9 protein-coding genes are annotated in these 12,571 nt (G+C 74.3%); 2 read left to right on the forward strand and 7 right to left on the reverse strand.

The window, feature by feature from the left end; translation table 11 throughout:
• Positions 1-3 precede the first annotated feature (3 nt).
• From FJ309_00640 to mutM, 3 genes are read right to left on the reverse strand one after another with little or no spacing between them, the layout of a single operon-like run.
• On the reverse strand, positions 4-1,185 hold the full coding sequence (locus FJ309_00640) for an FAD-dependent oxidoreductase (protein ID MBM3953123.1): 1,182 nt from the start codon (positions 1,183-1,185) through the stop codon (positions 4-6).
• Between the two features lie 4 nt (positions 1,186-1,189).
• Positions 1,190-2,179: a DUF3500 domain-containing protein gene (locus FJ309_00645; protein ID MBM3953124.1), complete on the reverse strand. Its 990-nt coding sequence runs from the start codon at positions 2,177-2,179 to the stop codon at positions 1,190-1,192.
• Positions 2,180-2,225: 46 nt separating this feature from the next.
• A complete protein-coding gene (mutM, locus tag FJ309_00650) occupies positions 2,226-3,107 on the reverse strand; it encodes a bifunctional DNA-formamidopyrimidine glycosylase/DNA-(apurinic or apyrimidinic site) lyase (GenBank protein ID MBM3953125.1) in 882 nt (293 codons plus the stop codon).
• Between the two features lie 174 nt (positions 3,108-3,281).
• Between mutM and trpB the strand changes: the two genes are divergently transcribed.
• Both trpB and FJ309_00660 read left to right on the forward strand, forming a co-directional pair.
• Positions 3,282-4,529, forward strand: coding sequence for a tryptophan synthase subunit beta (gene trpB / locus FJ309_00655; protein ID MBM3953126.1), 1,248 nt, complete (start codon positions 3,282-3,284; stop codon positions 4,527-4,529).
• Positions 4,526-5,338, forward strand: a complete 813-nt coding sequence (locus tag FJ309_00660; GenBank protein ID MBM3953127.1) for a tryptophan synthase subunit alpha — start codon at positions 4,526-4,528, stop codon at positions 5,336-5,338. The genes trpB and FJ309_00660 overlap by 4 nt, the downstream gene beginning before the upstream one ends.
• Before the next feature lie 193 nt (positions 5,339-5,531).
• Here FJ309_00660 and FJ309_00665 read toward each other — a convergent pair whose 3' ends face one another.
• From FJ309_00665 to trpE, 4 genes are all read right to left on the reverse strand, one after another.
• Positions 5,532-6,959 (reverse strand): DUF1501 domain-containing protein, encoded by a 1,428-nt coding sequence (locus FJ309_00665; GenBank protein MBM3953128.1) that lies wholly within the window; start codon positions 6,957-6,959, stop codon positions 5,532-5,534.
• 7 nt (positions 6,960-6,966) lie between these two features.
• A complete protein-coding gene (locus tag FJ309_00670) occupies positions 6,967-9,936 on the reverse strand; it encodes a DUF1549 domain-containing protein (protein ID MBM3953129.1) in 2,970 nt (989 codons plus the stop codon).
• 93 nt (positions 9,937-10,029) lie between these two features.
• Positions 10,030-10,923 carry an ATP-binding cassette domain-containing protein gene (locus FJ309_00675; GenBank protein MBM3953130.1) on the reverse strand — a complete coding sequence of 298 codons (894 nt, stop codon included), beginning with the start codon at positions 10,921-10,923 and terminating at the stop codon, positions 10,030-10,032.
• Positions 10,920-12,425 (reverse strand): anthranilate synthase component I, encoded by a 1,506-nt coding sequence (trpE, locus tag FJ309_00680; GenBank protein MBM3953131.1) that lies wholly within the window; start codon positions 12,423-12,425, stop codon positions 10,920-10,922. Before trpE ends, FJ309_00675 begins: the two co-directional genes overlap by 4 nt.
• Positions 12,426-12,571 lie beyond the last annotated feature (146 nt).

Consider the following 12,571-nt stretch of genomic DNA (forward strand, 5'->3'; position numbering starts at 1 on the left):
GGCTCAGGGGGGGCTGACCGCCGCGGCCTCGACCCGCGCCAGGTAGGCGTCGACCGATTCGTCGTCGCATTCCGTATCGCGCCACGGGGCGAAGGCGTCGAGCCATGGCGCCGGCACGGCGCCGTCCAGCATGTCGGCGACGGCGACGGCGCTGCCCGTCGAGAGGTGCATGCCGGCGCGGAAGTGGCCTGTCGTCACCCAGACGTTGTCCCATCCCGGCACCGGGCCCAGCGTCGGACGGCCGTCACGGTTGCCGGGCCGCAGCCCCGACCACGACCGCTCGACGACCGCCCCGTCGACGTCGCCGAGCAGGCGCCGGGCGACGTCGATCAGCCCCGCCTCCCCCGCGGCCGTCGTCCGGTCGTCGAAGCCGACGTCCTCGATCGTCGCCCCGACGAGCAACCGTCCGTCGGGGCGCGGGACGAGGTAGTCGAGCCCGAACGACACGATCCGCGAGAGCAGTTGCCGGGGGAGCCTGACCAGCACGATCTGGCCGCGGATCGGCCGCGTCGGCAGGGCCAGCCCGAGCGCCGCCGCCAGCCCCTCGGACCAGCTCCCGGCGGCGAGGCAATACCGTTCGGCCCGGACCGTGCCGCCGTCGGTCCGCACGCCGTCGACGCGCCGGCCGTCGAGCTCGAGCCCCTGCACGGTGGCGGTCGTGATCCTCACGCCCCGCGCCCGGCATGACGCGAGGAGGGCGTCGAGGTGCCGCGACGGCCGGATCTGCGCCTCGTCGGGGAGGATCACCCCGGCCGACACCGTGCCGCGGGCCACCGCCCCGCCGAGCGCCGGTTCGGCGGCGGCGACGGCCGTGCCGTCGCAGTCGATGCAGCGCACCCGGGCCGCGAGCCAGCGGGCGCGGGCGGCGGCGAGGCGCTCGCGTCCTGCACGCGTGCCGGCGACGTGGAGGCCGCCGCAGCGGCGCAGCCCGTTGTCGATCCCGGTCTCCGCGCGGAGCTCGTCCGCCCACTGCCAGTGGAGCCGGTCGCTGAAGGCGGTGAACCGTTCGAGCGCGGTCGCCGCGGGGCCATCGGCCACCGGGGGGAAGATCCCGGCCGCGGCCCACGACGCGGTCCGCTCGACGGGATCACGACACACCAGCTCGACGGCCGCGCCGCGGCCGGCCAGTTCGCGGGCCAGCGACAGGCCGATCACGCCGCCGCCGATGATGCAGCAGTCGGCCATCGCGTCAGGTGTTGGTCGGCACGTCGGGGGAATCGGCGATGTTCACCCAGACGTGGACGTGCGGCGCGCCGCGGTAGTGCCAGACGAAGGCCGGGCCCTCGAGCCGCCAGCAGTCCCAGACGCCGTCGTCGCCGATGTCGCCATCGCGGTAGAAGGCGAGCCGGCAGGCGTCGAGCCCCCCCTGGGCCGACAGGCAGCGGCGCACCTCCGCCTGGTCGCCCGCGCGGTACGGCTCGAGGAGGACGGCGAGCACGTTTTCCAGCTCGGCACGCTGGTCGGCCGACAGCTCGGTCACGGCAATCCCCTGCTCGAGCTTGCTCCCCTTGAAGGCGACGGCGCTCTCGGCCGGCTGCTTCGCGACCAGGGCCAGCTCCCGCTGCCGGCCGTCGAGCATCGCCGCCACCTTGTTGGCGGCCAGTGCCTGCGGCCAGAAGACGTTGCCCGGGTGGGTCGCCTCCTCGTTGAAGCCGCCGGGATCGTGGCCGTAGAAGATCGGCCCGCCGAAGGCGACGTGCTCGGCGGAGTCGCCGTCGCAGCGCAGCGTCATGTGCCGGCCGGTCATCAGGAACTGGAACTTCCCCGACCCCGGCTCTCCGATCAGCGCGATCGACTGGGCGTGGCCGAAGCCGCCGGCATCATCCTCGAGCTGCTTGTCGATCCGCCCCTGCCATTCCGGCCGGATCAACTGCTCGAAGATGTCGCGCACGAGTCGTTTCTGCTCGCCGGTGAAGAAGTCGCTGACCAGTTCCGGCTTGGTGGCGTTCCAGTTGTTGCCGACCCGCGTGCGCAACAGGCCGAACTTGGGGTGGACGTAGTCCCAGGGGAAGCAGACCACCTCGCGCTGCGCCGGCGTGAGCGTGGCGTGGAGCGCCTGGGCGAGCGTTTCGGCGGACCGCGTCGGCTCGTCGGCACCGGCCAGGGGCGCGGCGGCGGCCAGCGCGGCACTGGAGGCGAGGAAGCGACGGCGCGAGAGGTGGGCGAGGGACGGCTGCATGGGGAGCTCCTCGGGGGACCGCGACGGCGGCGAAAACACAATCGTATCAGCCGGAGCGGCGCGGCGAAGCGCGACGCCGCCGCGGTTGGCAGACAGGGCAGAAGAAGGTCGATCGCTGGGCCTGGACGATCCGCTCGATCGGCGTGCGGCACCGCCGGCAGGAGGTTCCCGCCAGGCCGTACACGCGGTGGAGCCGTTGGTAGCTCCCCTTCCGGTCGTCGGCGGTGCGGTAGAGCTCGTCGCCGATGCTCGAGCCCTCGTGGTCGACGGCCGCGGCGAGGATCCCGCGGGCGGCGGCGGCGACGCGCTCCCAGTCGTCGGCGACGAGCCGGCGGCAGGGGGTGCGCGGGTCGATCCCCGCGCGGTGGAGGATCTCGGCGGCGTAGATGTTGCCGATCCCCGCCACCGCGCGTTGGTCGAGGAGGGCGACCTTGATCGCGCGGCGCGAGCCGCCCAGGGCGCGCTCGAGGTCGGCGGCGGTGACGGCCAGCCCGTCAACGCCGAGTTTCGCCGCACCGCAGGCACGTTCGAGCCCCGCCGCGTCGACCAGGCGGATCGTCCCCAGACCGCGCTGGTCCCAGAAGCGGAGCCGGTGGCAGGGGCGATCGCCGACGTCGAGCTCCATCCGCAGGTGATCGGCCGTCGGCGGTGGCACGAGCAGGAGCAGGCCGGTCATCCGCGGCTCGATGACGAGCCAGCGGAGGGCGCGCTCCGGGCCGGCCGGCTCGAGGCCGATCGCGATCCGCTTGCCATGCCGCTCGACGGCATCGATCCGGGCACCGCGGAGGCGCTCGGCGAGCAGCGCGGGGCGGGGCACGATCGAGAGCGGGCGCCGGGTCGACCGGGGAAACCGGACGGCATGGATCCGGCCGCCGACGATCCGGCCGATACCGCGCCGCATCGTCTCCACTTCGGGTAGCTCGGGCACGTCCTCACCCCGGCCGACCGGAAACCCTCTCTCGGGCCGGCTCCTGCTGGCTGCCGCCGGGCCGGCTACAATCGGCCGCGGCAATCCTACGCTGCCGTGCGGACTTCGCCGCCGCCCCGCTGCCCTCCCGGCCCGGGCCGCCGCCCCCTCCGTCACGCCTCCCCGGAGCCCCCGATGACACCGCCAACCGCCGCCCCGCCGCTCCCCGCGGGGGGGATCGCCCAGGTGCCCGACGTGCACGGCCGGTTCGGCCGGTTTGGCGGTCGTTACGTGCCCGAGACGCTGTCGGCGGCGCTCGACCAGCTCACCGCCGCCTACGAGGAGGCCCGCGGCGATCCGGCGTTCCAGGCAGAGCTCGACCAGCTGCTCGCGGCCTTCGTCGGCCGTCCGACGCCGCTGCTGTTCGCCAAGCGGCTCACCGCCTACGCCGGCGGAGCCCAGATCTGGCTCAAGCGCGAGGACCTCGGCCACACCGGCGCCCACAAGATCAACAACACCCTCGGCCAAGCGCTGTTGGCGATCCGGATGGGCAAGTCGCGGATCATCGCCGAGACCGGCGCCGGCCAGCACGGCGTCGCCACGGCCACCGCCTGCGCCCGGTTTGGCCTCGACTGCGTCGTCTACATGGGCTCCGAGGACGTCCGCCGCCAGGAGCCCAACGTCCGCAGCATGAAGATGATGGGGGCGGAGGTCCGGCCGGTGGAGAGTGGCTCGCGCACGCTGCGCGACGCGATCAACGAGGCGATGCGCGACTGGATGGGATCGGTCGAGACGACCCACTACATCATCGGATCGGTCGTCGGGCCCCACCCCTTCCCGCGCATCGTCCGCGACTTCCAATCGGTGATCGGCCGCGAGACGCTCGCCTTCTGCCGGAAGGAGATCGGCCGCGATCCCGACTGCGTCGTGGCCTGTGTCGGCGGCGGGAGCAACGCCGCGGGGATGTTCTATCCCCTCGTCGAGCACGCCTCGATCCGTCTCGTCGGCGTCGAGGCGGGGGGGCGCTCTGGCAAGCCCGGCGACCACGCCGCCAGCCTGTCGTTCGGCTCGCCGGGGATCCTCCACGGCAGTCTGTCGTATGTCCTCCAGGACGGCGACGGCCAGACCGCCGACGTCCACTCGGTCTCGGCCGGCCTCGACTATCCCGGCGTCGGTCCCGAGCATGCCTGGTGGCACGACACGAAGCGCGTCGAATACACGAGCGTCACCGACACAGCGGCGCTGGCCGCCTTCGATCTCGTCGCCCGCCGCGAGGGGATTCTGCCGGCGCTCGAGACCTCCCATGCCCTCGCCTGGGCGGTCGAGGAAGCGGCCAGGCGCCCGGCGAGCGAGCACATCGTCGTCTGCCTGTCGGGCCGCGGCGAGAAGGATGCCGCCGAGATCGCCCGGCTCCGCGCCGCCGCGGGCGGGGGGCACGGATGAGCACGCGACCGGTGCCCCTCGCGGAGCGTTTCGCGGCACTGGCCGCCGACGGGCGCAAGGCCCTCGCCCCGTTCGTGACCGCCGGCGACCCCGATCTGGCCACGACGGCGATCGTCATCGAGGCGCTCGACCGCGCCGGTGCGGCCGTCTGCGAGCTGGGCGTGCCCTACAGTGATCCGATCGCCGACGGGCCGGTGATCCAGGCCTCCTACACCCGCGCGCTGGCGGCGGGGTTCACGCTCGAGAAGTTGTTCGCGATGGTCACCGCGGCGACCGCGCGCGTGCGGATGCCGGTCCTGGCGATGGTCAGCTATTCGATCATCTACCGCCGCGGCATCGATCGCTTCGTCGCCGACTCCGCGGCGGCGGGCCTGGCCGGGTTCGTCGTTCCCGACCTGCCGCTCGAGGAATCGGATCTCCTCGATGCCGCCTGCCGGGGGGCTGGGCTGGCGCTGGTGCGCCTCGTCACGCCGACGACCCCCGCCGACCGGGCCGCGGAGATCGCCCGCCGCTCGACCGGGTTCCTCTACTGCGTGAGCGTCGCCGGCGTGACCGGCGCGCGGAGCGAACTCCCCGCCGGGCTCGTCGAACGGGTCGCCTGGCTGCGGACGCAGGCCAGCGTCCCCGTGCTCGTCGGCTTCGGCGTGAGCACGCCGGAGCAGGTGAAACTGCTGGCGGGGGTGGCCGACGGGGCGATCGTCGGCTCGGCGCTCGTGCGCCGGATCGACGAATTGGCGCCGTCGGGTCCGGCGGCGCTCGCCGCCGGCGTCGAGCGCACCGTCGCCGACCTCGTGACGGCGGCGCGGTAGCAGCGGCGCGGGCGATCCTCCATGGCCGACGTCAGCGACCTCCGCTCCTGGCTCGACGCGGCGCGGAGCCGCCCGGGAATGTTCGTCACCGGCCTGTCGCTCGGGCAGCTCGAGGCCCAGTGCACGGGCTGGTCGGCGGAGCTTGCCGCGCACGGTATCGACGAGTTCGCCGCCGGCTGAGCGGCGGGGGCCGTCATGCCAGCACGCTGCGGATCACGTGACCGTGGACGTCGGTCAGGCGACGGTCGACGCCGGCGGTGCGGAACGTCAGCCGCGTGTGGTCGATCCCGAGCAGATGGAGAATCGTCGCCTGGAGGTCGTGGACGGTCGTGATCCCGTCGATCCCCTGGTAGCCGAGATCGTCGCTCCGCCCGTGGGTCGCGCCGGCCTTCACGCCGGCACCGGCCAGCCAGGTGACGAAGCTCCCGCCGTTGTGGTCGCGCCCCTGGTTGTTCTGGGCGAACGGCGTGCGGCCGAACTCCGTCGTCCACACGACCAGCGTGTCGGCGAGGAGGCCGCGGGCGTGGAGGTCGTCGAGGAGCGCGGCGATCGGACCGTCGACGCTCGCGGCGATCGGTGGGAGCTCCTTGACGATGCTGCCGTGGTTGTCCCAGTTGTTCACCGCCCCCTGCGGCCCGCTCCACACCTGCACGAAGCGGGTGCCACGCTCGACGAGGCGCCGGGCGACGAGGCAGCGCGTGCCGAAGTCGGCCGTCTCGGGGCGGTCGAGGCCGTAGGCGCGGCGCGTGGTCGCCGTCTCGCCGTCGAGCGCGAACGTCGCCGGCGCGGAGAGCTGGAGCCGGGCCGCCAGCTCGCCGGCGGCGATCCGCGCCTCGAGGCGCGTGTCGTGCGGCCGGGCCGCGGCGTGACGGCGGTTGAGCCGCTGGATGAGCGCCAGCGTCTCGCGATCGGCGTCGCCGCGGGCGAAGGGATAGGCGCCGGCCGCGAACGCGTCGGGGATCGGCTCGGCACCGCCGGCGTCGACGACGGTGCCCTGGTGGCGGGCGGGGAGGAAGCCGGCGGAGAAGTTCCCCTTCTGGTTGTAGGGAAGGCCGCGCGGGTCGGGGAGGACGACGAACTCGGGGAGGTCGTCGACGATCCGCCCGAGGCCGTACGAGACCCACGCCCCCAGGCAGGGAAAACCCGGCAGCATGAACCCGGTGTTCATCATGTAGCTGGCCGGGCCGTGGACGTTGGTCGTCGTCTTCATCGCCATCAGGAACGCCAGCCGGTCGACCTGCCGGGCCTGGCAGGGAAAGACCTCGCTCACCCAGCGGCCCGTCTCGCCGTGGCGCGCGAATGCGAACGGGCTGTTCATCACCTTGCCGACCGGCGTGGTGAACCCCTCGGGCTTCTCCTTGGGGCCGAGTGCCTCGCCGTCGTGCTTGGCCAGCAGCGGCTTGTGGTCGAACGTGTCCATCGGGCTCGTGCCGCCGTTCATGAACAGCTGGATCACGCGCCGCGCCCGGGCCGGATGGTGGAGGCCGCCGAGCGGCCAGGAGGGATCACCGGCGGGAGCGTCGGCGAGGCCGTCGCGGACGAAGAGCCCGGCCAGCGCCACGGCGCCGAAGCCACCGCCGGCGGTGGCGAGCAGATCGCGGCGCGGGATCGGGATCACCATGGCGGGCTCAGTCGCTGAACAGGAACTCGTCGGCATTGAACAATGCCCGGGCGACCGCGGGGAGGCCGTGGCGGTCGGCCAGCGCGTCCAACTCCCCTTCCTCCTCCGCGGTCGGATCGCGGAGCCAGGCGCGGCGCACCATCCAGCGCACCTGGCCGGTCCGGTCGGCGGCGTGGGCCGCGGCGGCGCGCGCCAGCACCGCGGCGTGGTGGAGGACGAAGCGGTTGTTGGCCAGGACGAGCGCCTGGAGCGCCGAGGCGGAGAAGCCGCGCGCCGGGGCGAGGAGGCCGAGATCGGGGAAGTCGAGGGCGTCGAACAGCGGATCGGGGATCCCGCGCCACACCACGCGGTAGATCGCCCGGCGGTTGGCGCCGGGGGCGTCGAGGTCGAAGGCGTCGTAGTCGAGGATCGGCGTGAGCTGGGCGCCGGGCTTCTGCGTGAACCGGGCGATCCCGGGGCCGCCGCGCGTCTCGTCGAGGGTCGTGGCGACCCGCAGCACGCCGTCGAAGAATCCCTCGGCGTCGAGCCGCCGGCGCGGCATCCAGGCCAGCAGCCGGCCGTCGGGGTCGGCGTCGAAGCCGCCGGCGGGAATCGTCGAAGACCGGCGGTAGGCACGGCTCGTGCAGATCAGCCGGTGAAGGTGCCGCAGCGACCCCGTCTCGCGCAGTTCGCAGGCGAGCCAGTCGAGCAATTCCGGATGGCTCGGCAGGCTTCCCATCCGGCCGAAGTCGTTGGGCGTGTCGCACAGGCCGCGGCCGAAGTGCCAGTGCCAGACCCGGTTGGCGATGCTCCGCCAGGTAAGCGGGTTGTCGGGGTGGACGAGCCATTCGGCCAGCGCCGCGCGCCGCGCCCCCTCGGGGGCGCCCGGGGGGAGCTCGAAGCGCGCCTCGAGCGCCCCGACCGCGGCGAGGGCGCCCGGCCCGACCGGGTGCAGGGGACGGTCGATGTCGCCGCGCTCGAGGACCCGGATCTCGCGCGGCGGAGCGATCGAGATCGTGCCGCGCTCGTTGGTCGCCGTCGGTGCGGCGGCGTAGAGCTTGCGCACGGCCGGCAGCGCGCTCAGCTCGGCCCGCGCACGGGCGCCGATGACGGCGCCGGCCAGCGCCGCCGCCTGGTCGCGGCTCCGCGCCGCCGGGGGCACGGCGAGCGCGGCCTCGGCTGCCGGGGAGAGCGCGATCGCCACCGCGGGATCGCCGTCGGTGCACGAGATCCGAAACCGGCCGATCAGGTGGGCACCGCCGTGGACCTGGCGGAGGGCGACCACGAGCGTCTCGCCGGCGCCCAGCGCGATCGCCTCGGCCGGCACGAACACCGCGTGGTGCGGCTTGCCCTCCTCGGGGTGGATGCCCCACGCGGTCGCCGGCGCACCGTCGATGGCATGGGCGATCGACCAGCCCGCCTGCTCGAAATCGGCGCTCGCCCGGGCGATCGCGATCCGGCGCGGGGCACCGCCTTCGGCCGGGAAAACGGTCAGCTCGACCTCGGAGAGATGGAGGTTGCCGTTTGGCGCCCGGCCCGGCCCGGCCATCGGCAACGACTCGTCGGTGAGCACGTCGAGGCGCAGCGCGGTGATCGGCGGGAGCGGCCCGGAGGCCGAGAGCATGACGACGTCGCGCTCCGGCGCGGTGCCGCAGGCCAGGATCGACCCGTCGTCCTGGCGCGACAGCTCCACCCCGAACGCCGACGAATAGCTCGCCAGGGGCAGCGGCCACCACGCCGCGTGCGCCCCGGCCGCCTCCCAGGCGGCCACGAGCGCGGCTTCCGGCATGCCGAGCAGCGCCTCCGGACCGGAGACGGCGAGGTCGGCGAGGGTCCGCCAGCGCCGCCGCGCCGCCGCGACCGAGCCGTCGGGCTCCCAGTCGATCTCCCCCTTGCCGATCCCGGCGAACACGGCCTGCAGCGCGTAGTAGTCCTCCTGCGGGATCGGGTCGAACTTGTGGGCGTGGCAGCGGGCGCAGTTGGCCGTCGTGCTCGTCACGGCGCCCATCGTTTGTGTGACGAGGTCGTCGCGGTCGAGGTATTCGAACGTCCGCGGCGCGGTGCTCGCCGCGGAGTGGTCGTAGGTGCCGGCGCCGAGGAACCCGAGGGCTGCCTGGACCGGGCCGTCGTCGGGAAAGAACACGTCGGCGGCGAGTTGGGCACGGACGAACGTCGGCCAGGGCAGGTCGGCGGCGAAGGCGTCGATCACCCAGTCGCGGTACGGCCAGGCGTTGGGGCGGAAGACGTCGTGCTCGAAGCCGTGGCTGTCGGCGAAGTGGATCGAGTCGAGCCAGTGGCGCGCGAAGCGCTCACCGATCCGCGGGGAGGCGAGGAGGCGCTCGACGACGCGGTCGACGGCGGCGGGGGCGGAGTCGGCGACGAAGGCATCGACCTCGTCGGGGGTCGGCGGCAGGCCGTGGAGGTCGAACGACAGCCGGCGCAGGAGCGCACGCCGGTCGGCCTCGTCGGCCGGAGTGAGCCCGGCGCGTGCGATGCGCTGGTCGAGAAACGCGTCGATCGCCCGATCGGCGGGGGCGCTCCCCGGCACCGGCGGCCTCGTGAGCGGTCGCAGCGACCACCAGTCGCCCGCCCGTGGGGCGGCGATGCGCGGATCGGGGGCGCCGCGGCGGATCCACTCGACGAGGATCGCGACCTCGGCGGCCGGGAGGGGCTCGGCCGGCATCCGTAGGTCGGGGTCGGCATGGCGCACCGCCGTCACCAGCAGGCTCGCCTCGGGCTCACCCGGGGCGATCGCCGGGCCGCGGTCGCCCCCCCGTTCCCAGCCACTACGCCAATCGAGCGCCAGCCCCCCTTCCATCCGCCCGGCGCCATGGGAGTGGCAGGGAAGGCAGCGCCGCGACAGCAGCGGCTCGACCTGGTCGCGGAAGAACGCGAGGTCGGCGGAGGGCCCCGGATCGGCGCCCGAGGCGAGCAGCGCCGGCACCGCCAGCCCGAGGCCCGCGAGGAATGGGAACAGGCGCGGAAGTCGGCAGCGCACGGGATCGCGCTCCCCGAGGCGAGAGGATCGGCCGGTATCCCCCCATCGTCCGCCGCGGTCCGCCGAGCGTCAAACGGCCGCGCGGGAGGCGCGTCATCCGTCGAGCAGCCGCGCCGCCCACGGCCCGTCGTGGCCGACGGCGGCGACGCCGATCTCCGCATGGACCAGCGCCGCGACCGCCTCCGCGATCGCCCCGTCGCCGGCGAGCGGCACCACGACCGTATCGGCGTCGCGGGCCACCGGATCGGCGGCGACCACCGCGAGCACGGCCAGCGCGTCGTCGGCCCGGCCCGGGACGACGAAGCGGACGGGCCACGACCGGCCCGGGAACGCCGCCGGGGAGGCGACGGAGCGGCTCACGATCCGCCCCCCGCGCATCACCGCCAGGTGCGTGAAGCAGCCGGGCACGTCGGCGTCGGGCACGACGGCGACCACGGCCCGCTCGACGAGGACGAGGTCGCCGACGAGGCGCTCGACGTCGCGCCGCTCGGTGGGGTCGAGGCCCTGGAACGGGTCGTCGATGAGCAGGACCGGCGGGTCGAGGAGCAGCGCCCGGGCGACGAGCAGGCGCTTGCGGATCCCGTCGGGGATCCGGTCGAGGCGGGCCTGGCCGTCGCCGTCGAGGCCGGCCAGCGCCAGCGCCCGCTTGACGGCGCCGGCCAGCGCCGCGCCGGCCAGCCCCTCCTCGGCCCCCGTCACCTCGAGAAACTCGCCGGCCCGCAGCGCCGGCGGGGCGACGATCCCGGCCGGCACGTGGCCGACCAGACGGCGGAACCGGCGCGGTGCCGCGCGGAGCGAGCAGCCGGCGACGATGACGTCGCCACGCGCCAACGCCAGCCGTCCGGCGAGCGCCTCCAGCAGCGTCCCCCGCCCCGACCCGGTGCGCCCCACCAGCGCCCAGGACTCGCCGGCCGCCACCGACCAGCCGACGCCGTCGATGACGCGCTCGCCACCGCGGTCGACGGTCACGTCGGCGAGGACGATCATCGGCCGGCGGCAGCCCGGGCGAGCGTCATGTCGATCGACACGAGCAGCCCCGTGGCCTTGTTCACCGACTCCTCGAACTCCTTCTCCGGGACGCTGTCGGCGACGATCCCGGCACCGGTCTGGACGTGGGCCGTCCCGCCGGTGATCACCACGGTGCGCAGGGCGATGCAGGTGTCCATCGTGCCGCCGAAGTCGACGTAGCCGACGGCGCCGGCGTAGGGGCCGCGGCGGCGCGGCTCGAGCTCGTCGATGATCTCCATGGCGCGGATCTTGGGCGCGCCCGACACCGTGCCCGCCGGTAGGCAGGCGGCCAGCGCGTCGAACGCCGTGCGCCCGTCGGCGAGCGTGCCGGTGACGTTGCTGGTGAGGTGCATGACGTGGCTGTAGCGCTCGATCGACATCACGTCGGACAGCGCCACCGATCCGATCCGCGCCACGCGCCCGACGTCGTTGCGCCCCAGGTCGATGAGCATCACGTGCTCGGCCCGCTCCTTCGGGTCGGCCAGCAGCGACGCGGCGAGCGCCTCATCCTCCTCCGCCGTCTTGCCGCGGGGGCGCGTGCCGGCCAGCGGGCGGACCGTCACGGCGCCGTCGACGCAGCGGACCATGATCTCCGGCGAACTGCCGACGAGCGTCACCTCGGGGAGCCGGAGGTAGAACATGAACGGGCTCGGGTTGACCACCCGCAGCGTGCGGTAGAGCTCGAGAGGCGGGGACGGGAACGGGATGTCGAGGCGGCGGCTGAGGACCACCTGGAAAATGTCGCCGGCACGGATGTACTCGATCGCCCGCGACACCGCGGCAAGGAACTGCTCGCGGGGGAAATGGCTCGCCAGCGCCTCGATCCGGCCGGGGGCGAGCGCCCGCGGGCCGACGTCGGCGGGCGCGGGCCAGTCGTCGGGGGTGAACAGCCGCTCGAGTGTCTGGTCGATCCTCCGGCAGGCGCTACGGTAGGCCTCCTCCGCCCCGCCGGCAGCGCCGGTGTCGGCCAGCACGATCACGTCGAGTGTCTTGGTGACGTGGTCGAAGACGACGAGCCGGTCGAAGAACGCGAAGCTCACGTCGGGGAGCCCGAGATCGTCGGGCGGGGCGTCCGGGAGGCGCTCGGCGTAGCGGACGGCGTCGTAGGCGGCGTAGCCGATCGCCCCACCGGTGAAAGGCGGCAATTCCGGGAGCCGGGCCGGTCGAAACTCGGCGAGGCGTTGCTGCAGTTCGGCAAGGGGGTCGGCGACCTCCAGCGTCTCCTCGTCACCGCCGCGCACCACGCGCACGGTCGTCCGCCGTGCCTCGAGGCGCATGAACGGGTCGGCGGCGAGGAAGCTGTAGCGGCCGACCCGTTCGCCGCCGACGACGCTCTCGAACAGGCATCCGCACGCGCCGCCGTCGAACCGGCGGAACGCCGTCACCGGGGTGAGGCCGTCGGCGAGCAGCCTTCGGTAGACCGGCACGAGACGATGACCGGCGGCGAGGGTCGCGAACCGGGCGGGGTCGGGATGGTGCATCGGAGTGGGCGCGGGGTACGGCGGGCCGTGACCGTCAACAGACTCTCCGGCGGGGCCGCCGGTCAACACCCCGCCGCCGGCATTGACGGCGACCGGAAGTCACCGGACGGGTATGATGCGTGTCGGCGATGGGGCGGGCCCGTCGC

The organism is Planctomycetota bacterium (genome assembly GCA_016872555.1).
Classification (GTDB): domain Bacteria; phylum Planctomycetota; class Planctomycetia; order Pirellulales; family UBA1268; genus F1-20-MAGs016.